General features: G+C 53.4%; 17 protein-coding genes. 4 read left to right on the top strand and 13 right to left on the bottom strand.

The annotated features are described in order from the left end of the window. Positions 1-30: 30 nt before the first annotated feature. On the bottom strand, positions 31-723 hold the full coding sequence (locus KCR01S_RS15620; RefSeq protein ID WP_061283704.1) for a DUF421 domain-containing protein: 693 nt from the start codon (positions 721-723) through the stop codon (positions 31-33). Positions 724-851: 128 nt separating this feature from the next. On the opposite strand from KCR01S_RS15620, the gene ycaO reads away from it, so the two are divergent. The 4 genes from ycaO to pflA all read left to right on the top strand — a co-directional run bounded on the left by ycaO (position 852) and on the right by pflA (position 7,157). Further along, a complete protein-coding gene (gene ycaO / locus KCR01S_RS15615; RefSeq protein ID WP_061283702.1) occupies positions 852-2,612 on the top strand; it encodes a 30S ribosomal protein S12 methylthiotransferase accessory factor YcaO in 1,761 nt (586 codons plus the stop codon). 404 nt (positions 2,613-3,016) lie between these two features. After that, positions 3,017-3,874, top strand: a complete 858-nt coding sequence (focA, locus tag KCR01S_RS15610) for a formate transporter FocA (protein ID WP_052284027.1) — start codon at positions 3,017-3,019, stop codon at positions 3,872-3,874. Between the two features lie 55 nt (positions 3,875-3,929). Then, positions 3,930-6,212 carry a formate C-acetyltransferase gene (gene pflB, locus KCR01S_RS15605; RefSeq protein WP_061283700.1) on the top strand — a complete coding sequence of 761 codons (2,283 nt, stop codon included), beginning with the start codon at positions 3,930-3,932 and terminating at the stop codon, positions 6,210-6,212. Positions 6,213-6,416: 204 nt separating this feature from the next. Next, positions 6,417-7,157 (top strand): pyruvate formate lyase 1-activating protein, encoded by a 741-nt coding sequence (pflA, locus tag KCR01S_RS15600; RefSeq protein ID WP_061283698.1) that lies wholly within the window; start codon positions 6,417-6,419, stop codon positions 7,155-7,157. Between the two features lie 71 nt (positions 7,158-7,228). Here the strand turns inward: pflA and KCR01S_RS15595 are convergent, their stop codons facing one another. The 12 genes from KCR01S_RS15595 to ftsK form a co-directional block, all read right to left on the bottom strand. Beyond that, positions 7,229-8,647 (bottom strand): amino acid permease, encoded by a 1,419-nt coding sequence (locus KCR01S_RS15595; protein ID WP_061283696.1) that lies wholly within the window; start codon positions 8,645-8,647, stop codon positions 7,229-7,231. Positions 8,648-8,892: 245 nt separating this feature from the next. After that, on the bottom strand, positions 8,893-10,044 hold the full coding sequence (locus KCR01S_RS15590) for an MFS transporter (protein ID WP_061283694.1): 1,152 nt from the start codon (positions 10,042-10,044) through the stop codon (positions 8,893-8,895). Positions 10,045-10,307: 263 nt separating this feature from the next. Then, on the bottom strand, positions 10,308-11,171 hold the full coding sequence (locus KCR01S_RS15585) for a dimethyl sulfoxide reductase anchor subunit family protein (RefSeq protein WP_061283692.1): 864 nt from the start codon (positions 11,169-11,171) through the stop codon (positions 10,308-10,310). 1 nt (position 11,172) lies between these two features. Beyond that, positions 11,173-11,790, bottom strand: coding sequence for a DMSO/selenate family reductase complex B subunit (locus tag KCR01S_RS15580; RefSeq protein ID WP_052284021.1), 618 nt, complete (start codon positions 11,788-11,790; stop codon positions 11,173-11,175). A 10-nt stretch (positions 11,791-11,800) separates the two neighbouring features. Further along, complete coding sequence (gene ynfF, locus KCR01S_RS15575) at positions 11,801-14,206, bottom strand: selenate/tellurate reductase subunit YnfF (protein ID WP_156478774.1); 2,406 nt, start codon at positions 14,204-14,206, stop codon at positions 11,801-11,803. Between the two features lie 92 nt (positions 14,207-14,298). Continuing rightward, positions 14,299-15,162 (bottom strand): dimethyl sulfoxide reductase anchor subunit family protein, encoded by an 864-nt coding sequence (locus KCR01S_RS15570; protein ID WP_061283690.1) that lies wholly within the window; start codon positions 15,160-15,162, stop codon positions 14,299-14,301. Position 15,163: 1 nt separating this feature from the next. Next, the gene (locus tag KCR01S_RS15565; RefSeq protein ID WP_052284021.1) at positions 15,164-15,781 is read right to left on the bottom strand and encodes a DMSO/selenate family reductase complex B subunit; all 618 of its coding nucleotides are present in this window, start codon (positions 15,779-15,781) and stop codon (positions 15,164-15,166) included. Positions 15,782-15,791: 10 nt separating this feature from the next. Then, complete coding sequence (dmsA, locus tag KCR01S_RS15560; RefSeq protein ID WP_061283689.1) at positions 15,792-18,236, bottom strand: dimethylsulfoxide reductase subunit A; 2,445 nt, start codon at positions 18,234-18,236, stop codon at positions 15,792-15,794. A 199-nt stretch (positions 18,237-18,435) separates the two neighbouring features. Then, complete coding sequence (gene serS, locus KCR01S_RS15555; RefSeq protein ID WP_061283687.1) at positions 18,436-19,728, bottom strand: serine--tRNA ligase; 1,293 nt, start codon at positions 19,726-19,728, stop codon at positions 18,436-18,438. A 92-nt stretch (positions 19,729-19,820) separates the two neighbouring features. Further along, on the bottom strand, positions 19,821-21,164 hold the full coding sequence (gene rarA, locus KCR01S_RS15550; protein ID WP_061283685.1) for a replication-associated recombination protein RarA: 1,344 nt from the start codon (positions 21,162-21,164) through the stop codon (positions 19,821-19,823). A gap of 9 nt (positions 21,165-21,173) precedes the next feature. After that, complete coding sequence (gene lolA, locus KCR01S_RS15545) at positions 21,174-21,785, bottom strand: outer membrane lipoprotein periplasmic chaperone LolA (RefSeq protein ID WP_052284017.1); 612 nt, start codon at positions 21,783-21,785, stop codon at positions 21,174-21,176. A gap of 122 nt (positions 21,786-21,907) precedes the next feature. After that, positions 21,908-24,608: DNA translocase FtsK (gene ftsK, locus KCR01S_RS15540; RefSeq protein WP_061283683.1), on the bottom strand; the 2,701-nt coding region annotated here is incomplete at its 5' end.

Genomic DNA, 24,608 nt, shown 5'->3' with positions numbered 1-24,608 from the left:
CCGATGATAGCAAAACCGACAAAATGGCTGTCAGGCAACGCGTTTCGCCCGGCTAACCTTCGTCCATATCGGATTCATACAGCGAGGACATAATTGACGCTCGCCGACATTGAGGCCGGTAACATAGCTACATCTGGCGCAAGCGTACTCGCCCGACTCAGGCATCACCCTAAATCGCGGCACAAAATTTTCGGGTAAAATGCACAAGCCCGGCTTGACGTCATCATCGTGATAATAGAACACGCTGATCTGCCCATTGGTTTCCATAATCGCCAGGCGCACCTGCCCAAGCTGTTCGACGCTGTTGAGCCGCAGTTCCATTAAAAACTCCAGCTCGGTCATATTGGCTTTACGAACATTCTCCCAGGCGAGCTGCCCCTCTTTCACAATGACAATGGCTTTGCCTTCCAGCAAATCTTCTAGTTTTTCGCTTTTGGACATCAGCCACATCACCAGGCGGTACAGTAATGCGAGGGAGACGAAGACCACGAAAACCGGCACTAGCGGCACATCGTCATAAAAGGCGACGTCCCCAGCCGCCGATCCCAGCGTCAGAATGATCAAAACCTCAAACAGCGACATCTGCCGAACGCCGCGACGCCCGGTAATTTTGAGGAACAGGAAGACCAATAAAAAGGTAAACAGGGTTCTCAGCGCGACTTCGCCTAAGAATTCAGGCGGGAATTTATCAAACGCCATCCGTTGAAGATCAAACGCTTTCATGTTTTCTACGCCTTAACAATAGGTTATTGCTTATAAGCATAGACCTCCCTTTTATTTTCGCCGGAGATAGCACCCGTCACGCAAAACCCGTATCATTGCGCGCTTTCCGTACGACAAAAGAGATTGCTATGACGCAGACCTATATTCCCGGCAAAGATGCCGCACTGGAAGATTCCATCGCTCGCTTCCAGCAAAAGCTGCTCGACCTGGGTTTCGATATCGAAGAAGCCTCCTGGTTGAACCCTGTTCCTAACGTCTGGTCGGTGCATATTCGTGATAAAGCATGCTCTTTATGCTTTACCAACGGCAAAGGCGCGACCAAAAAAGCCGCGCTGGCGTCTGCGCTCGGTGAGTACTTTGAACGTCTCTCTACCAACTATTTCTTCGCAGACTTCTGGCTGGGTGAGGAAATTGCCAATGGCCCGTTCGTGCATTATCCGAACGAAAAATGGTTCCCGCTGACCGAAAACGACGATGTGCCAGAAGGCCTGCTTGATGCACGTCTGCGCGCATTCTACGATCCGGACGATCAGCTGACCGCGAGCATGCTGGTCGATCTGCAGTCTGGTAACGACGATCGCGGCGTGTGCGGCCTGCCGTTCACTCGCCAGTCCGACGGCGAAACCATTTATATCCCTATGAACATCGTCGCCAACCTGTACGTTTCCAACGGCATGTCTGCGGGCAACACCCGTAATGAAGCCCGCGTTCAGGGGCTGTCAGAGGTGTTCGAACGTTACGTGAAAAACCGTATTATCGCCGAGAGCATCAGCCTGCCTGAGATTCCATCCGAGGTGCTGGCACGTTATCCTGGCGTCGTAGAGTCTATCGCCAAACTGGAAGCAGAAGGTTTCCCAATCTTTGCTTACGATGGTTCTCTGGGTGGAAAATATCCAGTGATCTGCGTTGTGCTGTTCAACCCAGCTAACGGCACCTGCTTCGCCTCCTTCGGCGCGCACCCTGACTTCGGTGTCGCACTGGAGCGCACCGTGACTGAACTGCTTCAGGGCCGTGGTCTGAAGGATCTCGACGTGTTTACCCCGCCGACCTTCGATGATGAAGAAGTGGCTGAACACACCAACCTGGAAACCCACTTCATCGATTCTAGCGGTTCTATTTCCTGGGATCTGTTCAAGCAGGATGCCGACTATCCGTTCGCTGACTGGAGTTTCTCCGGCACCACCGAAGAAGAGTTCGCCACGCTGATGGCTATCTTCAACGCCGAAGATAAAGAAGTGTACATCGCCGACTATGAGCACCTGAGCGTCTACGCTTGCCGCATCATCGTGCCTGGCATGTCCGACATCTATCCGGCAGAAGATCTGTGGCTGGCTAACAACAACATGGGTAGCCATCTGCGTGAAACCATTCTCTCCCTGCCGGGCAGCGAGTGGGAAAAAGAAGAGTACCTGAACCTGATTGAGCAGATCGATGACGAAGGGCTGGATGACTTCACTCGCGTGCGCGAGCTGCTGGGTCTGGCGACGGGTTCTGATAACGGCTGGTACACCCTGCGTATTGGCGAGCTGAAAGCCATGCTCGCGCTGGCGGGCGGCGATTTGGAGCAAGCGTTGATTTGGACGGAATGGACAATGGAGTTCAACGCCTCGGTCTTCAGTGCTGAACGCGCCAATTACTACCGCTGCCTGCAGACGCTGCTGCTGCTCTCCCAGGAAGAAGAGCGCGAGCCGCTGCAATACCTGAATGCCTTCGTGCGGATGTACGGCGCTGACGCGGTAGAAGCAGCTAGCGCAGCGCTGAGCGGCGAAGAGGCTTTCTATGGCCTGCAGTCTGTTGACGGTTCTCTGAAAGCCTTCCCGGCGCATCAGTCGCTGTTGCAGGCCTACGAAAAACTGCAGCGCGCGAAAGCGGCGTTTTGGGCGAAATAACCTGAAGCCACAGAAAAAGTAGGTTTAACCTACACTCTACGCTATATTACGGGGCCACATATTGGCCCCTTTTTTTATTTCCGCGCTTCGCTTCACCTGAGTGTGAAAATAAAGTTAAAGATAAGTAAACTCAATTATTAGTAGCTTACTTTTATTGTTAATTTACTTGATCATTACTCCATTTTAATTAACTCGAAAAATGAAGGGTAAAGAAAAAATTCAACTGAATTTGCAAATCTTAAAATTTATTTTTATCTTTATATTCAGTAAATTACCCTGCTTTCGTTGAAAAACCATCCAACTTGCAGGCCTATAAGCCAGGCGAGATATGATCTATATCAAATTCTCATCTATAATGCTTTGTTAGTATCTCGTCGCCGATTAAATAAAAAGAGAGAGTTAGTGTGAAAGCTGACAACCCTTTTGATCTACTTCTCCCTGCTGCAATGGCCAAAGTTGCCGAAGAAGCAGGTGTCTATAAAGCAACCAAGCATCCGCTGAAAACCTTTTATCTGGCGATTACTGCGGGCGTCTTCATCTCGATTGCTTTTGTATTTTATATTACAGCAACCACAGGTACAGCTGGCATGCCGTTCGGCATTGCGAAACTGATTGGTGGTATCTGCTTCTCACTAGGCCTCATTCTTTGCGTTATTTGTGGCGCTGACCTCTTTACGTCGACCGTGCTTATCGTTGTGGCGAAAGCCAGCGGCCGAATCACCTGGGGTCAACTGGCGAAAAACTGGCTCAACGTCTATGTTGGTAACCTGGTAGGGTGCCTGCTCTTCGTACTGCTCATGTGGCTGTCCGGTGAATATATGACGGCCAACGGTGGGTGGGGACTCAACGTCCTGCAAACCGCCGATCACAAATTGCATCACACTTTTATTGAAGCCGTTGCTCTCGGTATCCTGGCAAACCTGATGGTCTGTCTGGCTGTCTGGATGAGCTACTCTGGCCGCAGCCTGATGGATAAAGCCATGATTATGGTCTTACCGGTTGCCATGTTCGTTGCCAGCGGTTTTGAGCACAGTATCGCAAACATGTTTATGATCCCTATGGGTATCGTAATACGCGATTTTGCTAGCCCGGAATTCTGGACCGCTGTCGGTTCGTCTCCGGAAAATTTCTCTCACCTGACCGTGATGCACTTCATCACCGATAACCTGATTCCCGTCACTATCGGGAACATTATCGGCGGCGGTTTGCTGGTTGGGTTGACATACTGGGTCATTTACCTGCGTGGCGGTGACCGTCATTAATTGACGGCTGCTCCAGGCAGTAAATAAAAAGTCCACTTAAGAAGGTAGGTGTTACATGTCCGAACTTAATGAAAAGTTAGCCACAGCCTGGGAAGGTTTTACCAAAGGTGACTGGCAGAATGAAGTAAACTTACGTGACTTCATCCAGAAAAACTACACTCCGTATGAGGGTGACGAGTCCTTCCTGGCTGGCGCAACTGACGCGACCACCAAGCTGTGGGACAACGTTATGGAAGGCGTTAAACTGGAAAACCGCACTCACGCGCCAGTTGACTTTGACACCTCCGTTGCATCTACCATCACTTCCCACGACGCTGGCTACATCAACAAAGCGCTGGAAAAAATCGTTGGTCTGCAAACTGAAGCTCCACTGAAACGTGCGATTATCCCGTTCGGTGGTATCAAAATGGTTGAAGGTTCCTGCAAAGCGTACAATCGCGAGCTGGACCCAATGCTGAAAAAAATCTTCACCGAATACCGCAAAACCCACAACCAGGGCGTATTCGATGTTTACACCAAAGACATTCTGAACTGCCGTAAATCTGGCGTTCTGACTGGTCTGCCAGATGCATACGGCCGTGGTCGTATCATTGGTGACTACCGTCGCATCGCGGTGTACGGTATCGACTTCCTGATGAAAGACAAATATGCACAGTTCCTGTCTCTGCAGTCTGATCTGGAAAACGGCGTAAACCTGGAAGCAACTATCCGTCTGCGTGAAGAAATCTCTGAACAGCACCGTGCACTGGGTCAGATCAAAGAGATGGCTGCTAAATACGGCTACGACATCTCTGGTCCAGCAACCAGCGCGCAGGAAGCTATTCAGTGGACTTACTTCGGCTACCTGGCTGCGGTTAAATCTCAGAACGGCGCTGCAATGTCCTTCGGTCGTACTTCCAGCTTCCTGGATATCTACATCGAACGTGACCTGAAAGCAGGCAAAATCACTGAACAAGACGCTCAGGAAATGATTGACCACCTGGTCATGAAACTGCGTATGGTTCGCTTCCTGCGTACCCCTGAGTATGATGAACTGTTCTCCGGTGACCCGATTTGGGCAACTGAATCTATCGGTGGTATGGGCGTTGATGGCCGTACTCTGGTTACCAAAAACAGCTTCCGCTTCCTGAACACCCTGTACACCATGGGTCCTTCTCCAGAGCCGAACATCACCGTTCTGTGGTCTGAAAAACTGCCACTGGCATTCAAAAAATACGCAGCGAAAGTGTCTATCGATACTTCTTCTCTGCAGTATGAAAACGATGACCTGATGCGTCCAGACTTTAACAACGATGACTACGCTATCGCTTGCTGCGTAAGCCCAATGATCGTTGGTAAACAAATGCAGTTCTTCGGTGCTCGTGCAAACCTGGCGAAAACCATGCTGTACGCAATCAACGGCGGCGTTGATGAAAAACTGAAAATGCAGGTTGGTCCTAAATCTGAACCAATCAAAGGCGACGTGCTGAACTATGACGAAGTCATTGACCGCATGGACCACTTCATGGATTGGCTGGCAAAACAGTACGTCACCGCACTGAACGTCATCCACTACATGCACGACAAGTACAGCTACGAAGCCTCCCTGATGGCGCTGCACGACCGTGACGTTATCCGCACCATGGCGTGTGGTATCGCAGGTCTGTCCGTTGCTGCTGACTCCCTGTCTGCAATCAAATATGCGAAAGTTAAACCAATTCGTGACGAAGATGGTCTGGCTATCGACTTCGAAATCGAAGGCGAATACCCGCAGTTTGGTAACAACGATGCTCGCGTAGATGACATGGCTGTTGACCTGGTAGAACGTTTCATGAAGAAAATTCAGAAACTGACTACTTACCGTAACGCTATCCCGACTCAGTCTGTTCTGACCATCACCTCTAACGTGGTTTATGGTAAGAAAACCGGTAACACCCCAGACGGTCGTCGTGCTGGCGCGCCATTCGGCCCAGGTGCTAACCCAATGCACGGTCGTGACCAGAAAGGTGCTGTTGCCTCTCTGACTTCCGTTGCTAAACTGCCGTTTGCTTACGCTAAAGATGGTATTTCTTATACCTTCTCTATCGTTCCTAACGCACTGGGTAAAGACGACGATGTTCGTAAAACTAACCTGGCAGGCCTGATGGATGGTTACTTCCACCACGAAGCGTCTATCGAAGGCGGTCAGCACCTGAACGTTAACGTTATGAACCGCGAAATGCTGCTCGACGCGATGGAAAACCCGGAAAAATATCCGCAGCTGACCATCCGCGTATCTGGCTACGCAGTACGTTTTAACTCCCTGACTAAAGAACAGCAGCAGGACGTTATCACTCGTACCTTCACTCAATCTATCTAATAGATTTGACTGAAATCGCGATTAAAAACGCGTAACATAAAGGCTCCACTTCGGTGGGGCCTTTCTTATAACCTACTCACGCTGAGTGGATTTTGCCTGCTGACTTCTATAATGAGGTTAACGCGCAAAATAAACTCGACGCGGCTTTATAACCGTGCTCGCAAACCTGGCTGGAAGCCGGGAAGAACTGGAGATAACACCGCAATGTCTGTAATTGGTCGTATTCACTCCTTTGAGTCCTGTGGCACCGTTGATGGCCCAGGCATCCGCTTTATTACCTTCTTCCAGGGCTGCCTGATGCGCTGCCTTTACTGCCATAACCGCGATACGTGGGACACTCATGGTGGTAAAGAGATAACCGTCGAAGAGCTGATGAAAGAGGTGGTGACCTATCGCCACTTTATGAATGCATCAGGCGGCGGCGTGACTGCATCCGGCGGTGAAGCCATTCTGCAGGCCGAGTTCGTGCGCGACTGGTTCCGCGCCTGTCATAAAGAAGGTATCCACACCTGTCTAGACACTAACGGTTTTGTTCGTCGTTACGATCCGGTGATCGATGAATTACTGGAAGTCACCGATCTGGTCATGCTCGATCTCAAGCAGATGAATGATGATATTCACCAGAATCTGGTGGGCGTATCCAACCATCGTACGCTGGAGTTTGCCCAGTATCTGTCGAAGAAAGACGTGAAAGTGTGGATCCGCTACGTGGTGGTTCCGGGCTGGTCAGATGACGATGATTCTGCGCATCGATTAGGCGAATTTACCCGCGATATGGGCAACGTTGAGAAAATTGAACTGTTGCCATACCACGAGCTGGGCAAACATAAATGGGTAGCCATGGGCGAAGAGTACAAACTTGACGGCGTTCATCCGCCGAAGAAAGAGACCATGGAACGCGTAAAAGGCATTCTCGAACAGTATGGCCATAAGGTGATGTACTGATCCCCTTCCCTTTTCACGCACGGCTCTACGGCTGATGTAAAGAACCCGGCATAATGCCGGGTTCTTTGTTTTTAGCGCTTACGGGCTAACAAAGGAAAAATCAGTCCCAACCCTATCAGTACAAACGGCATTGCGACGTTGAGCGACAGCTGGAAAATCCACTCCGGCGTGAACGCGGTCATTTTCGGGAAGATCCCCGTAATACAGGCAAAAGCGGTGAATAGGAAACACCATATACCGACGGTCATCGCCAGCGAGCGATTACGAATAAAGACATACTCCGGACGGTATTTCTGCCCCAAGCGAATCACCGCGATAAAGGCCACGAATACCCACAGATAGCGCAGCGGCATCACCACCGAGTTCAGATTAAGCAGCCACTTGTATAAATTGTTCATATCACCGATGCCCAGAGTCGGCAGCATGATTAACAAAGCCACCAGCACCAGCGTCAACAAGTAGCCATTCACCGGTGTTCCGGAGGCATTGGTTCGGCACAATTTTTCTGGAATGTAGCGGCTATCGGCATCGCTCAACAGCACCTTCAGCGGTGCATCGATAGAGAACACCAGCGCCGCAACCTGCCCCAGGGTATTAGCAATGGCGTAGATAACCATCAGCGTATTGCCCATATGATAATACTCGCCCAATTTCTGAAACGCGTAGTACTGGCCATTCGCCATCAGGTCATCGGGAATATGGTTTGAATCAAACATCATCCCCATGGCTAGCGAACCAAGAATCGCACATACCGCGACCATGACCGCGAGGAAAATCATCCCTCGGGGGAACTCTTTTCCCGGATTACGGGTGTTATTCACGTACGGGGAGATTTTTTCCGCGCCGCCCACCGCAAACACCAGCATGGAAATAGTCGTGATATAGGTGAAATCAATATGAGGAATAAAGGTACGCCAGGTGATATTGGTGGTGGCGATCGTCACCTCGGTAATTGCCGGTGCGGTCACGGCCATCACCACATACAGTAACGACATAACAAACATTGCAATCCCGGCAATAGAGCCAACAAGCTTAAGCGACTTCATGCCCCGGGACGCCACCCACATAAAGAAAATAAACAGCGCCAGCGTAAACCCCTGCAACGCCACCACGCCATACTCAGTGATCAGGGAACCATTGCCCTTAATCGCCCAGCCAAGCGCTATCAGGATAGCCTGCGGCTTCTGCGCCAGATACGGAATATGGACAACCCAGTAAGTCCAGGCGGCCAGATACGCCAGCCCTGGCCCCATCGTATTTTTAATCCAGGTACTGACGCCTCCTTTTCCGTCTTTAAAGGTCGAACCTAGTTGACCTACTATCAGCGCATACGGCGTAAAGTAGAGCGCAAAGATAAAAATCCATGAAAAGACAACGACCAACCCCTGGTTGGCATAGTTATTAACGACGTTGCCAAAACCCCACACCGTGATGAACGACATCAGCGCGATGTTGTACCATCGCAGCTGCTTATCCTGACCGTTTGCCATAAATACCGTTCCTTGAATGTTATTCTCTGTAAATGCGTTATTTTTAGACGGCTGATTATGCGGGGGGCAGAAAAAAAGAATAACGTCGTGGTATAAAACTCCAACATCCCGCACATTTAATGTGGTTATTGGCGTTTGATACAGAAGGATATAACCTCGCCTTACCGGCGCGTGATGCAGTGTGGGATAACGCGGAGGCAACAAATGAGGAGGCGCGTTATCAGGATAACAACGCGCCGCTAAGATCAGGCGTGAGCAACGGGGGTTGGATGATGGCCCGCTTTGCGCAGCAGCATCATCAGATACACAAACGATACTCCCGCGATCATGATAAACAGCAGGTTATCCGAGTAGTTTTGCATCAGCATGGCGGTAAACGTTGGCCCGAGCAGGCTGCCGATGGTGTAGCTCAGCAACAGCGCCTGGTTCATGGCAACTAACTGGTGGTGTTCCACTTTTTCGCAGGCCCAGGCCATCGCGACCGGATACAGCGTAAAGCCTGCCGCCCCCAGAATAAACAGCGCGGGGGCCATCATCGCCTGATTAAGCATCGCAATACAGCCCAGAATCACCACAAATACCTGCACGCGCAGTACCAGCAGACGACCGTAACGGTCTGCCAGGCGGCCAATCGGCCACTGCCCCAGAATGCCAGCGCTCACCATCACCGCCATCCAAAAACCGATACCGGAATCGCTGACTCCACGGTGATTAAGATACAGCGGCATCAGGCCGTACAGCGATCCCAGCACAATACCGGAAATAATACAGCCATTGACGCCCAGACGCGCCTGCCGCAGCTTAAACATTGGCCACACGCGGGTAGTACCGTCCTGCGGTTCGCTCTGCTGATTCAGGATACGCGTAAACAGCAGCGGGAGAATGCCTGCCAGAATCACCCCGGTCATCAACGGTAAAATAGTCGCCATATCGGTCGGCAGCTTGCTAACGATCAACTGACCCAGCACGGTGCCGATGTAGTACATCATCATATAAGCGGCCAGCAGACGCCCGCGGTTACGTGAAGTACCGCTGCACATCAGCGCACTCTCTACTACGACCCAAATCATGGCGCAGCCAACGCCGGCAATAAAGCGCCAGAACATCCAACTCCAGAAGCCCACCATAAAGCCCAGCCCAACGCAGCCCGCGGCAAAAATCAGCGACGCAATGTAATAGCTGAAGTTGAATCCCAAACGCTTAATCAGGCGTCCCGTGAGCATGGTACCCACCAGGTTACCGGTGAAATAGGATGAGCCGACCATCCCAACCTGCCAGGTTGGCAGATTTTCATGGGCGAGCCAGAGCGGGACGAGCGTGTTTAATACCGCGATCGCCAGCGTTAATAAAAGTAAGCCGCAGAGCAATAACAGCACTGGGCGAGTATAGGTGGACATGGGCTACAAACCGTGAGGATAGACAGATTTCGAGCGCATCATGCCACTGCCAAAAACATTGTCAATCCACCCGATTCCAGCCAACAGGCACTTTATGACAGCACGATTGATGTTTCTTATTCAGCGCGAGGGCACAAAATCATTAGATAAATCTATTCATTTGTTTTTATTAGAAAATGGGGAAAATAGCCGGAGGGAGTTCAGTCGAAATAATTCATGAACAAAAAATGCCAGGGCGGAACCGCCCCGGCGACTTAATTCACTTAGCTGGCCACCGCCATGCCGACGGTCATATGCAGACCGTAGAACACGCCTCGACCGATTAATTCACCCACCAGCACCAGCGCAAAGGCCAGACTGAGCAGCGGCAGCGCCGGCTGATAACCTTTCAGCTGTGGGGCTACCCAGCACACCAGCGCCAGCACGATGGCACCGATGCGCCACGCCATCAGCGAACCGTACTCCGGCACCAGCGCCGAAGCCTGCTGGATAGAGCTATGAATCGACGCCAGTTCGACGCCCTGCATCGGCGACACCACCACGCTTACCGCCAGCGCCGCCAGGCTTACCGCCGGCAGCAGACGCAGCGCCCAGCCCTGCACGCCCGCCCAGCACAGCAGCAGGTAGCCCAGCAGTGGACCGCCAATAAACAGCGTCAGGAAGAAGCTCAGCGGCGTCCAGATGCGGTACCAGGTTGGAACAGTATCGATGGTGTTGTAAACACGCACCATCATCCACACGAACACCACGCCCAGCACCATCGTCACCACCAGCCATACGCTGCGCAGCGCACACGACAGCTTATTGGTTACCGCCAGTAGCCAGCCAATGCCGCCTACGGCAAAGAAGACCGCGCCGCTGGCGATTTCGTTACTTAGCGAGGAGGCCCCCACGCGATTCAGCGAGTTGAACGCGCGCATCGGCGAACCGAGATGCAGCGTTGAGGCGATAAAGCCAATCCCCATCAGCACCCACAGCGCAAACATGCTCAATACCACGCGCTGCTGTTGCTCTCGCGGCAGCTGACCTTTCATCAGCGCCAGCGCCAGAACGATAAAACCGCCGGCAACGCACTGCCCAAAGACCGTGAAGATCATCAGCGGCCATTCATGCCATCCACTTCCCATCTCACACCTCCTTCGGGTTGGCCAGATAGCCGGTTGTGTCACCGCACGGACGTGCGTTGGCGTTAGGTTTAATCACGATACTCGGTTTGGTGAAGTGCGCAGACGGCAGCGGCGCCACGGCAGCGAGCTGGCCGTGCTTCTGGCGCAGCTCTTCAATCGGGCCAAAATCCAGCGCGCGCAGCGGACAGGATTCCACGCAGATCGGCTTTTTGCCGTCGGCCACGCGTTCATGACAGCCGTCGCATTTGGTCATGTGACCTTTGGCGGCGTTGTACTGCGGTGCGCCGTACGGACAGGCCATGTGGCAGTAGCGACAGCCGATGCAGACATCTTCGTCAACCACCACAAAACCGTCTTCGCGCTTGTGCATCGCACCGCTCGGGCACACTTTGGTGCAGGCCGGATCTTCGCAGTGGTTACAGGCGATCGACAGGTAGTAGGCAAAGACGTTCTGGTTCCAGACGCCATTGTCCTCCTGCCAGTCGCCGCCGGCGTATTCGTAAATACGACGGAAGCTGACGTCCGGGGTTAAGTTCTTGTAATCTTTACAGGCCAGCTCGCAGGTTTTACAACCGGTGCAGCGGGCGGAGTCGATGAAAAATCCGTATTGAGTCGTCATCAGTTAGTCCTTAGGCCTTCTCAATCTGGACAAGATTGGTGTGAGACGGATTCCCTTTTGCCAGCGGTGATGGCCGTGATGAGGTCAGAATGTTGATAGAGCCACCATGGTCGATCTTGTCGCCAAACATATCGGCCTGTAGCCAGGCTCCCTGCCCCATTGCCGTCACACCAGGCATAATCCTTGGCGTAACTTTTGCCTGAATAAACAGCTGACCTCGATCATTAAAAACTTTGACCTTATCGCCATTGGCGATTCCGCGTGGTTTCGCATCAATAGGGTTAATCCATACTTCTTGCTGGCAGGCCTGTTGCAAAACATCGATATTGCCGTAGCTGGAGTGGGTTCTCGCCTTAAAGTGGAAACCGGTTAGCTGTAGCGGATAATGCTGGCGCTGCGGATCGTCCCAGCCTTCAACCTCTGCGGCGTATACCGGCAGCGGATCGATAATGTCTCCTTCAGGTAGTTCCCAGGTCGATGCAATATCAGCTAGCCGCTGCGAATAGATTTCAATTTTTCCTGACGGTGTTTTTAATGGATTCGCCTGCGGGTCTTCACGGAAGGAACGATAGGCAACATAGTGCTCTTCGGGACATTTACGCTTATAGATCCCCGTCGTTTTCATCTCTTCGTAAGAAGGCATATCCGGATTACGCTCACGGGTTTTCTCAAACAGATATTTTATCCATTCATGCTGAGTACGCCCTTCGGTAAAGGTTTGCCAGACATCATCACCCAATCGTTTCGCTATTTCACTGAGCATCCAATAAATAGGCTTGCGTTCAAATTTCGCCGTGGTCGCTGGCTGACCCAAAATAACGTAACCCATATTCCCCGCCGACTCATGGGAGATAAGGTCCTCCTGTTCGGTAGGCATAAGGTCGGGTAACAGGATGTCATAATATTTTGCTGACGCCGTGACGAAGTGATCCATCCCGACAATCATTTCGCATTTTGTGTCGTCTTGTAATATTTCGTGGGTTCTGGCGATATGGCTGTTTTGGTTAATTAGAGTATTACTGGCGTAGCACCACATAAATTTAATCGGCACATCGAGCTTATCTTTGCCTCTAATGCCATCACGGATCGCCGTCATTTCAGCGCCACGCTCAATAGCTTCAGTCCAGGTGAATACGGAAATCTGTGTTTTTACTGGGTTTTCCAGCATTGAAAACCACTCAACACCCAGATCAAATGTTCCTTCGCGAGCGCCAGAGTTCCCTCCATTAATCCCAACGTTGCCGGTTAGAATCGACAGCATGGCAATAGCACGAGATGCTTGCTCACCATTAGCGTGCCGCTGTGGTCCCCATCCCTGACAAATATATGCAGGTTTAGCCGAACCAATTTCACGCGCCAACTGGATGATTTTATCCTGCGGAATACCGGTAATTCGCGAGGCCCACTCCGGCGTTTTCGCGATACCATCTGGTCCGTTACCCTGGATATAGGCCTTATAATGGGCATTTGGCAACGCACCAGCAGGCAGCGTTTTCTCATCATAACCTACGCAGTATTTATCGAGAAAAGGCTGATCCACCAGATTTTCAGCAATCAGTACCCAGGCAATACCAGCCGCCAGTGCGCCATCGGTACCAGGACGAATGGGTAACCACTCATCTTCACGCCCCGCGCCAGTATCGGTGTAACGCGGGTCAATCATGATCATTCGCGCATTTGAACGTTCACGCGCCTGCTCAACATAATAAGTCACCCCACCGCCGCTCATTCGCGTTTCAGCGGGGTTATTGCCAAACATTACGACTAATTTAGTATTCGCAATATCATCCGGGCTATTACCATCGTTGCCACCGTATAAATAGCTCATAGCGGCGCTAATTTGCGCAGTACTGTAGCTACCATAACGGCTTAAATAGCCCCCACAGGAATTCATTAAGCGGTAAGGAACGTTGGAGTTAGTAATATTCCCACCATCAACCCCAGTGCCATATAAAACATGCACGGCTTCGTTGCCATAATCTTTCAGCGTTTTTTTCAGGCTATTGGCAATTGTATCTAATGCCTCATCCCAACTGATTCTTTCAAACTTGCCTTCACCGCGCTTGCCGACTCTTTTCATCGGATATTTAATACGGTCCGGATGATTCATGCGCCGGCGGATAGAGCGACCGCGCAGACAGGCTCTCACCTGATGCTGCCCATAGATATCTTCACCGGTGGTATCAGATTCAACCCAATACACTTCATCATCTTTCACATGCAACCGCAGAAGGCAGCGACTACCGCAGTTAACGGTACAGGAACTCCACACAGCTTTTTCTTCTAATCTCGCCACCTTTTCACTAGCAGCGTAAATCTTACGACTAAAAGGTAATGAGAAACCTCCAGCCGCGGCAATTAGCCCTGATGCGGCTCCTGCCTGAATAACCTTTCTTCGACTTACCGGTGTTTTTATAATTTTATCAATTTGCTCATCTGACATTTTTCCACCCCATACATCCTTGCTTTTACGTAAAAAAAAGCCGGAAATCATTCCGGCTTTTAAATTTAGCTGGCCACCGCCATGCCGACGGTCATATGCAGACCGTAAAACACGCCTCGACCGATTAATTCACCCACCAGCACCAGCGCAAAGGCCAGACTGAGCAGCGGCAGCGCCGGCTGATAACCTTTCAGCTGTGGGGCTACCCAGCACACCAGCGCCAGCACGATGGCACCGATGCGCCACGCCATCAGCGAACCGTACTCCGGCACCAGCGCCGAAGCCTGCTGGATAGAGCTATGAATCGACGCCAGCTCGACGCCCTGCATCAGCGACACCACCACGCTTACCGCCAGCGCCGCCAGGCTTACCGCCGGCAGCAGACGCAGCGCCCAGCCCTGCACGCCCGCCCAGCACAGCAGCAGGTAGCCCAGCAGTGGACCGCCAATAAACAGCGTCAGGAAGAAGCTCAGCGGCGTCCAGATGCGGTACCAGGTTGGAACAGTATCGATGGTGTTGTAAACACGCACCATCATCCACACGAACACCACGCCCAGCACCATCGTCACCACCAGCCATACGCTGCGCAGCGCGCACGACAGCTTATTGGTTACCGCCAGTAGCCAGCCAATGCCGCCTACGGCAAAGAAGACCGCGCCGCTAGCGATTTCGTTACTTAGCGAGGATGCCCCCACGCGATTCAGCGAGTTGAACGCGCGCATCGGCGAGCCGAGATGCAGCGTTGAGGCGATAAAGCCAATCCCCATCAGCACCCACAGCGCAAACATGCTCAATACCACGCGCTGCTGTTGCTCACGCGGCAGCTGACCTTTCATCAGCGCCAGCGCCAGAACGATAAAACCGCCGGCAACGCACTGCCCAAAGACCGTGAAGATCATCAGCGGCCATTCATGCCATCCACTTCCCATCTCACACCTCCTTCGGGTTGGCCAGATAGCCGGTTGTGTCACCGCACGGACGTGCGTTGGCGTTAGGTTTAATCACGATACTCGGTTTGGTGAAGTGTGCAGACGGCAGCGGCGCCACGGCAGCGAGCTGGCCGTGCTTCTGGCGCAGCTCTTCAATCGGGCCAAAATCCAGCGCGCGCAGCGGACAGGATTCCACGCAGATCGGCTTTTTGCCGTCAGCCACGCGTTCATGACAGCCGTCGCATTTGGTCATGTGACCTTTGGCGGCGTTGTACTGCGGTGCGCCGTACGGGCAGGCCATGTGGCAGTAGCGACAGCCGATGCAGACATCTTCGTCAACCACCACAAAACCGTCTTCGCGCTTGTGCATCGCACCGCTCGGGCACACTTTGGTGCAGGCCGGATCTTCGCAGTGGTTACAGGCAATCGACAGGTAGTAGGCAAAGACGTTCTGGTTCCAGACGCCGTTGTCTTCCTGCCAGTCGCCGCCGGCGTATTCATAAATACGACGGAAGCTGACGTCCGGGGTTAAGTTCTTGTAATCTTTACAGGCCAGCTCGCAGGTTTTACAACCGGTGCAGCGGGCGGAGTCAATAAAAAAGCCATATTGGGTGGTCATCGGTTACTCCTTACACCTTCTCAACCTGGACGAGATTCGTGTGCGATGGGTTACCCTTCGCCAGTGGCGATGGGCGCTGGGTAGTCAGCACGTTGATAGAGCCGGCCTGATCGATACGCCCCGCATCCGGGTTGTACCAGGCCCCCTCACCCAACGCGACGATGCCCGGCATCATGCGCGGTGTAACTTTGGCTTCAATATGCACTTCACCTCGGTCATTGAAGATACGAATACGATCGCCATTGGCAATACCACGTTTCTTCGCATCCAGCGGGTTGATCCACATCTCCTGACGACAGGCCGCCTGCAGTACATCGACGTTGCCATAGGTTGAGTGAACGCGGGACTTGTAGTGGAAACCGGTCAGCTGCAGCGGATATTTCCCGGCAAGCGGATCGTTATAGTTTTCGAAGCCCGGGGTGTAGATCGGCAACGGATCGATGACATCCCCCTCCGCCAGCTCCCAGGTCGCGGCGATTTTTGCCAGCTCCTGCGAGTAGATCTCGATTTTCCCCGATGGCGTCGTCAGCGGATTCGCCTGTGGATCTTCACGGAACGCTTTGTAGGCCACATGGTGCCCTTCCGGATCGCGTTGTTTGAAGATGCCCTGCTTGCGGAAGGTGTCGAAATCTGGCAGTTCCGGCACAGCCTGGCGAGAAATTTCGTACAGGTGACGCATCCAGCCTTCCTGGGTCCGCCCTTCGGTAAATTTCTGTTCCACGCCCATGCGTTTCGCCAACTGCGTCGTCATGTCATAAATCGTTTTGCATTCAAAACGCGGTTTGATGACCTGATCGGTAAAGATGACATAGGACATGTTGCCGCAGGAAGCATCCAGCGCGAAGTCCATCTGCTCGGATGCCGTGCAGTCCGGCAGCAGAATATCGGCATACTTCGCCGAGGACGTCATGTGGCAGTCAATCACCACAATCATTTCGCACTTCTTATCATCCTGCAGGATTTCGTGAGTACGGTTAATTTCAGAGTGCTGGTTGATCAGGCAGTTACCGGCATAGTTCCAGATCATTTTGATCGGTACGTCCAGTTTATCTTTCCCGCGGACGCCATCGCGCAACGCGGTCATTTCCGGGCCACGTACGATCGCATCGGTCCACATAAACATGGAGATGCTGGTTTCAATCGGGTTTTCCAGCGTCGGCATACGTTCAAACGGCACTTCATAAGAACCTTCACGTGCGCCGCTGTTACCGCCATGAATCCCGACGTTGCCGGTCAGAATTGACAGCATCGAGATCGCGCGGGTCGCAATTTCACCATTGGCGTGGCGCTGCGGGCCCCAGCCTTGGGAGATATAGGCCGGTTTAGCGCTGCCAATTTCGCGAGCCAGCTTCACAATACGCTCAACCGGGATACCGGTGATGGTCGATGCCCACTCCGGCGTTTTCGCCGTTGCATCGCTGCCCTGCCCCAGGATATAGGCTTTGTAGTGACCATTAGCCGGCGCACCTGCAGGCAGAGTCTTCTCGTCGTAGCCGACGCAGTATTTGTCGAGGAACGGCTGATCGACCATGTTTTCCGTGATCATCACCCACGCCAGCGCGGAGACTAGCGCAGCATCGGTACCCGGACGAATCGGGATCCACTCATCTTCACGGCCCGCACCGGTATCGGTATAGCGTGGATCGACAATGATCATGCGCGCGTTCGATTTCTGCCGCGCCTGTTCCAGATAGTAAGTCACCCCACCGCCGCTCATGCGCGTTTCGCCAGGGTTATTACCGAAAAGGACAACCAGCTTGCTGTTTTCGATATCAGACGGGCTGTTCCCGTCGGCCCAACCACCGTAGGTGTAGTTCAAACCGGCGGCAATTTGCGCCGAGGAGTAGTCACCATAGTGGTTAAGATAGCCACCGCAGCAGTTCATTAAGCGGGCAATCAGCGTGCTTCCCGGTGGCCAGGAGCGCGTCATCGTCCCACCCAGCGTACCGGTACCGTAGTTGAGATAGATGGACTCGTTACCGTAGTCTTTGATTAAGCGCTTCATATTATCGGTAATCAGGTCAAACGCTTCGTCCCAGCTGATGCGCTCGAACTTACCTTCCCCACGCTTACCCACGCGCTTCATTGGATACTTCAGACGGTCTGGGTTGTAGACACGACGGCGCATTGAACGGCCACGCAGACAGGCGCGAACCTGATGGAGACCCTCGTAGTCATCATCGCCGGTATTGTCGGTCTCAACGTATTTAATCTCGCCGTCGACAACATGCATGCGTAGCGGACAGCGGCTGCCGCAGTTCACCGTACAGGCGCTCCAGGTGATACGTTCCGCAGCCGTCGCTGGGGCAATCGCATCAGCAGCACTGACAATACGGCTGAACGGAAGCGTTAACGCGCTGCTGGCCATCGCCAGTCCGCCTATTGCCGTAGTTTTCATCAAACCACGGCGGCTGACCTCGGCTGCCAGTAAAGCATCGGGGGTTTCAGTTTTCATGGATACTCACTTCGTTGCTGACATTGAAAACATTAATCGCTATATAGTTATTTATATAGCGAAATTCTGTTATTGTAGTTTTATATGCTGGTAGTACTTAGGAGGGAGTATTAAACGTTCTACCAGGAGAGGTATTGTTCGGTATCAATGTCAGACATAAAAAAAGCGCCTTACGGCGCTTTTTTCGACATGGCGTGGATTAACCAATAAATTCCAGACCATTCATGTAAGGACGCAGTACCGCAGGAACTTCAATGCGGCCATCGGCCTGCTGATAGTTTTCCAGCACGGCAACCAGCGTACGTCCTACGGCCAGGCCAGACCCGTTCAGGGTATGCACCAGACGTGTTTTCTTGTCGGACTTGCTGCGGCAGCGAGCCTGCATGCGGCGCGCCTGGAAATCCCAGACGTTGGAGCATGAGGAGATCTCACGATAGGTATTCTGCGCAGGAACCCAGACTTCAAGGTCATAGGTTTTGCATGCGCTAAAGCCCATATCGCCAGTACACAGAATGATTTTACGGTACGGCAGGCCCAGTAACTGCAGCACTTTTTCCGCATGACCGGTCATCTCTTCCAGCGCCGCCATGGAGTCTTCCGGACGCACGATCTGTACCATTTCAACTTTGTCGAATTGGTGCATACGGATCAAACCACGCGTATCACGACCGTAAGAACCCGCTTCGGAGCGGAAGCACGGCGTGTGTGCAGTCATTTTGATCGGCAGATCGTCTTCGTCGATGATTTCATCGCGAACCAGGTTCGTCAGCGGCACTTCTGCCGTTGGGATCAGCGCGTAGTTGCTGCTGTCAGACTCTTCTTCCAGCGGACGGGTATGGAACAGGTCGCCGGCAAATTTAGGCAGTTGACCGGTACCGTACAGGGTGTCGTGGTTAACCAGGTAAGGCACATAGTTTTCGCTATAGCCATGCTGCTCGGTGTGCAGATCCAGCATGAACTGCGCCAGTGCGCGGTGCATACGAGCGATCTGACCTTTCATCACGACAAAGCGTGAACCGGTCAGCTTAACGGCGGCGGCAAAGTCCAGACCGCTGTGCATTTCACCCAACGTCACGTGGTCACGAACTTCAAAATCAAACTCACGTGGCGTACCCCAGCGGCTGACTTCAACGTTGTCGTTTTCGTCTCTACCGACCGGTGCATCGTCATGAGGAACGTTCGGGATCGCCAGCGCGATATCGCGGATCTCAGCCAGCAGAACGTCCAGTTCAGATTTTGCGGCATCAAGTTGTTCGCCGAGCTTGTTCACTTCCAGGCGTAAAGGCTCAATGTCTTCCCCGCGTGCTTTCGCCTGGCCGATGGATTTCGATCGCGAGTTACGCTCTGCCTGCAGATTTTCAGTTTCTACCTGCAGTACTTTACGACGCTCTTCAAGAGCGCGAAGTTTATCTACATCCAGCTTATAGCCCCGGCGTGCCAGTTTTTCTGCGACTGCGTCTGGCTCTGTGCGCAGCAGATTGGGATCGAGCATGCTTATCCTATGCTTATCGAATTGAAAGTGGAGTATGCGACCGCAGCCCGCGGTCGCAGAGGTACATTGACAACATTACCGCAACGCCTGCGCTAGCGGTAGCGTTTTGTGCGGCTATTTTGATCCTGTTCAGCGAGCCAGGCGAGCTTTTCGCCAATCTTGCCTTCAAGACCCCGATTCGTTGGTCGATAGTAGCGAGTTTGCGCCATTTCGCTGGGGAAATACTCTTCACCTGCTGCGTAGGCGTTAGGTTCATCGTGGGCATAGCGATACTCCTGCCCATAGCCCATCTCTTTCATCAATTTGGTCGGCGCGTTGCGCAGATGTTCCGGAACATCATAATCCGGACGCTCTCGGGCATCGGCCATTGCTGCTTTAAACGCGGTATAAACCGCATTACTTTTCGGCGCACAGGCAAGGTAGACAATCGCCTGGGCGATAGCCCGTTCCCCTTCTGCAGGGCCGACGCGGGTAAAGCAGTCCCAAGCAGAAAGCGCCACCTGCATTGCCCGCGGATCGGCATTCCCCACATCTTCAGAAGCAATGGCCAAGCAGCGGCGCGCCACGTATAGCGGATCGCCACCGGCGGTAATGATCCGCGCATACCAATAGAGGGCGGCGTCAGGCGCACTGCCGCGCACGGATTTATGCAGTGCCGAAATCAGATCGTAGAAACGATCGCCTTTATTATCGAAACGCGCACTGCGCTCCCCGGCAATTTCCGTCAGCAACTGCGGCTGTAGCACGCGTTTGCCAGCGGCATCGAGTTCGGCCATATCGGCCATCATTTCCAGCGTATTGAGCGCTCGTCTGGCATCACCGTTCACCAACTCAGCGATCGCGCGACGCGTTTCTTCCGGCAGAACGATATCCTGCCCGCCATAGCCACGTTCTTTATCTTCCATCGCCTGCGTGAGGACGTGCTCTATATCTTCGGTGGTCAATGATTTCAGCAGGTAAACGCGTGCACGGGAGAGGAGCGCCGAGTTCAATTCAAAAGAAGGGTTTTCCGTGGTCGCGCCAATGAAGGTGATGGTGCCATCTTCAATATGCGGTAGAAACGCATCCTGCTGGCTTTTATTAAAGCGATGGACTTCATCAACGAACAGGATAGTGCGCCGTCCGGCATTGCGATTTTGCCGCGCACGTTCAATCGCCTCGCGGATCTCTTTCACTCCGGAGGTCACCGCGGAGATGCGTTCCACGTCAGCGTTCGCATAGCGGCCAATCACTTCCGCCAGCGTTGTTTTACCGGTTCCCGGCGGTCCCCACAGAATCATCGAATGCAGATGGCCTGCTTCAATGGCCCGTGGCAACGGTTTGCCGACAGCCAGCAGATGCTGCTGACCGATGTACTGCGCTAAATTTTCTGGCCGCATACGCGCGGCCAGAGGTTGGAAAGTATTATCGGAAAAATCGAGCGACAGATTGCCCACGCATGCCTCTTACTTACGCTGGTCGTCCACCGTCACGCCCTGCGGCGGTGTAAAGGTGAATTTAGATGCATCCACGGCGCCATTCTGCTGCGTTTTCAGCTGATAGCTGCTGCGCTGATCGTCCTGCTCAATGGCGCTGAACTGATGGATGGTGCCGTCACGGCCGACGTTAATGGTGAATTTCTTCAGATTGCCATTGTTGCCGCGCGGGGTCAGAACGAAATCATCACCGGTTTGCTGAATATTGTACTGCTGCCAGTCGCTGGCTTGGTTACGCGCAATCAGCATAAACGGCGTATTGCCCGTAGCGTCTTTCAGCCAGGTGGCCGTTGCCTGTTCAACGAATGGGTTGTAGAACCACAGCGTTTTACCATCAGAAACCAGAACACTTTCATCCGGCTGAGTCATGTGCCAGTTAAACAGATTCGGGCGCTTCACCCACAGGTCACCTTGACCGTCCTGAACCGCATTACCGCTGCCATCAGTCACTTTTTGGGTAAAACTCGCGTGGAAGCTGCTCACTTTATCCAGACGAGATTTCAGGTCACCGGCGGCATCAGCCCAAACGCTGCTAACAACAAAACTGGAAAGTAATGCACACGTGATCGCGAACTTTTTCATTGTTAATCCTTAAATAGCCTCATGCTCCCGCCAGGAGAGCCTCTGCCACCCACTCTATGACGCCATATCGCGCGGTGACAGAAGAAAATGCTTAATTTTGACTTATTTACCCATCTTTGCAATCAATCGAATGGCGGTGGTGCCAGCACCTCGCGGTTGCCGTTGTGGCCCTGCTCACTCACGATGCCCTGCGCTTCCATCTGTTCAATGATACGCGCCGCACGGTTATAGCCGATTCGGAACTGACGCTGAACGCCGGAAATTGACGCTTTGCGCTTCTGGGTAACAAAATTCACCGCTTGATCGAATAATGGATCCAGCTCTTCGCCGCCGTCAAAACCACCGCCGCCGCCTTCGCTTTCCGTGTCGGAGGTGATGCCATCGACATACTGCGGACGCCCACGAGCCTTCCAGTCCTGAACCACCGCGTGCACTTCCTGATCGCGAACGAACGCGCCGTGAACACGCACCGGGTTATTAGAGTTCGGGCCAGCATAGAGCATGTCACCCATGCCCAGTAACGACTCAGCGCCGCCCTGATCGAGGATAGTGCGGGAGTCAATTTTACTGGAAACCGTAAAGGCAATACGCGTCGGGATATTGGCCTTAATCAGACCGGTAATCACATCCACTGACGGACGCTGAGTTGCCAGCACCAGGTGGATCCCCGCGGCACGCGCTTTCTGCGCCAGTCGCGCAATCAATTCTTCAACTTTTTTACCGACGGTCATCATCAGATCGGCAAATTCATCAACCAGCACGACGATATACGGCAGTTTTTCCAACACCGGATGCGTGGCATCCATGCTGTCGCCAGGCTTCCAGTATGGGTCCGGAATCGGACGCCCCATCCGGGCCGCTTCGGCAATTTTATCGTTATAACCGGCAAGATTACGCACGCCCAAAGCGGACATCAGCTTATAGCGACGCTCCATCTCATTCACGCTCCAGCGCAGGGCGTTAGCGGCATCCTTCATGTCGGTAACCACTTCCGTCAGCAGGTGCGGAATGCCTTCGTAGACCGACAGCTCCAGCATTTTCGGGTCAATCATGATGAAACGCACATCTTCAGGCTGCGCTTTATACAGCATGCTGAGGATCATGGCATTCACACCAACAGATTTACCTGAACCGGTAGTACCTGCGACCAGCAGGTGCGGCATCTTCGCCAGATCGGCAACAACCGGTTCACCGGCGATGTCTTTTCCCAACACCACGGTCAATGGCGATGGATTATCGCGGAATTTGTCACAATCCAGCACTTCACGCAGGTAGACGGTTTGGCGTTTTTTGTTCGGCAATTCCAAACCAACGTATGGCTTGCCCGGAATGACTTCAACCACGCGTACCGCAACGGTTGAAAGTGAACGCGCCAGGTCACGCGACAGGTTAGAAATTCGCGCAGCCTTCACGCCCGGCGCCAGGTTCAACTCAAAACGGGTAATAACCGGGCCCGGAGAGTAGTTCACCACATCGGCCTTAATGCGATAGTCCGCAAGGCGAGTTTCCACCAGGCGCGCCATTTGCTCCAGCGCAAAGGTGTCGACCGGTTCCACTTCCGTTGGCGGCGGCGTTAAGAGATCGAGTGATGGCAGCGGCGTTGTTGGCTTCTGCAGCGGGCGATCGTCACCGTTACGCATCAGCAGCGGATGGATCAGACTCTCCTGAGGCGGAGTCGCCGGCTGCGGCTGTGCATACTGTGACTGTGGCTGTACAGGCGGCGTAGCTGGCTGCGGCTGCGCGTACTGTGAATGCGGCTGTACAGGCGGCGTGGCCAGCGCTTGCGGTTGCGCATACTGCTGCGGCTGTTGGTAGCTCTGGGCATGCTGTGGCGGCTGCTGCTGATACTGCGGCGGCGTCGGCTCCGGCATCACGCTCGGCGTAAACAGCGGCGCTTTTGGTGTGTCATCCACCAGCGTTTTCATCGGTGAGAATTCATAATCCTCAGCCGAGAACGGACGCGCTCCCTGTGGCTGCTCGCTGGAATAACGGGTTTGCTGTGAGGCGGCAAACTGACGGGCCAATTCGGCTTCGGCTGCGGTATCCGCATCATCCTCGTCAACAGCGTAACCATTCTCGCCAGCCGTTTCACCGTAACGACTCTGCTGAGAAGCGGCAAATTGGCGCGCCAGCGCATCCTGATGTATTGCCTCGGCTTCATCTTCCGTCAGGCTCTCATCAGTTTCATGTTGATAATTCTCAGCTTCTCGCGCCGCACGCTCTTCCGCCATGCGCTGCGATGGCAATTTAATCCCGTATGACGCCAGCTCACGACGCGTCGGTACGCGAACGCGATTTGGTGGCGGCAGCTTGGGACCAATCCCCTCTTTCACCTGCGGACGCGGCCCTTCTGCTGGGCTGAACAATGGCGCCGCCGCGGCAGCTGCGGTACCCGCTGCAACGGAGGCATGGCGGACGCTAGCAGCCACCGGCGCAACAGCAGCCGTTGGCTCCGGTACCGGCACCGATGCTGTCGTGGACGGGAATACACCGCGTTGCTCAACCGGCGCTAAAGGTTCTGGAATCGGCTGATACCACGCCTCCAACTGCTCACGCTCACGCGCACGTTTCTCCTCTACCTCTTCGAAATAGTAGAGTGGCGGGCGATGGGCGGGCTTAACCTCTTCTTCAACCGCCGGTTCTGGATCAACCACCGGCGCAACGGATTCCTCAGACGCGTAGGGTTGTTGATTGACTGGCGGTTCAGGTGGCGCGTACTGCGGCTGCTCGTAGACAGGCTGCTGTGGCTGTGCGTACTGCGGCTGCTCGTAGGCAGGCTGCTGCGGCTGTGTGTACTGCGGCTGCTCGTAGGCAGGCTGCTGC

This window comes from Kluyvera cryocrescens NBRC 102467 (genome assembly GCF_001571285.1).
GTDB lineage: Bacteria > Pseudomonadota > Gammaproteobacteria > Enterobacterales > Enterobacteriaceae > Kluyvera > Kluyvera cryocrescens.
The sequence above is the reverse complement of the archived record's forward strand: the minus strand, read 5'-3'. Positions and strand labels throughout refer to the sequence as shown.

Coding starts and splice junctions, on each gene's coding strand:
- KCR01S_RS15585 (WP_061283692.1), bottom strand. CDS start 11,171: ATGGGAAGTGGATGGCATGAATGGCCGCTGATGATCTTCACGGTCTTT.
- KCR01S_RS15590 (WP_061283694.1), bottom strand. CDS start 10,044: ATGTCCACCTATACTCGCCCAGTGCTGTTATTGCTCTGCGGCTTACTT.
- ycaO (WP_061283702.1), top strand. CDS start 852: ATGACGCAGACCTATATTCCCGGCAAAGATGCCGCACTGGAAGATTCC.
- KCR01S_RS15565 (WP_052284021.1), bottom strand. CDS start 15,781: ATGACCACCCAATATGGCTTTTTTATTGACTCCGCCCGCTGCACCGGT.
- KCR01S_RS15580 (WP_052284021.1), bottom strand. CDS start 11,790: ATGACGACTCAATACGGATTTTTCATCGACTCCGCCCGCTGCACCGGT.
- dmsA (WP_061283689.1), bottom strand. CDS start 18,236: ATGAAAACTGAAACCCCCGATGCTTTACTGGCAGCCGAGGTCAGCCGC.
- lolA (WP_052284017.1), bottom strand. CDS start 21,785: ATGAAAAAGTTCGCGATCACGTGTGCATTACTTTCCAGTTTTGTTGTT.
- KCR01S_RS15595 (WP_061283696.1), bottom strand. CDS start 8,647: ATGGCAAACGGTCAGGATAAGCAGCTGCGATGGTACAACATCGCGCTG.
- pflB (WP_061283700.1), top strand. CDS start 3,930: ATGTCCGAACTTAATGAAAAGTTAGCCACAGCCTGGGAAGGTTTTACC.
- pflA (WP_061283698.1), top strand. CDS start 6,417: ATGTCTGTAATTGGTCGTATTCACTCCTTTGAGTCCTGTGGCACCGTT.
- KCR01S_RS15570 (WP_061283690.1), bottom strand. CDS start 15,162: ATGGGAAGTGGATGGCATGAATGGCCGCTGATGATCTTCACGGTCTTT.
- KCR01S_RS15620 (WP_061283704.1), bottom strand. CDS start 723: ATGAAAGCGTTTGATCTTCAACGGATGGCGTTTGATAAATTCCCGCCT.
- serS (WP_061283687.1), bottom strand. CDS start 19,728: ATGCTCGATCCCAATCTGCTGCGCACAGAGCCAGACGCAGTCGCAGAA.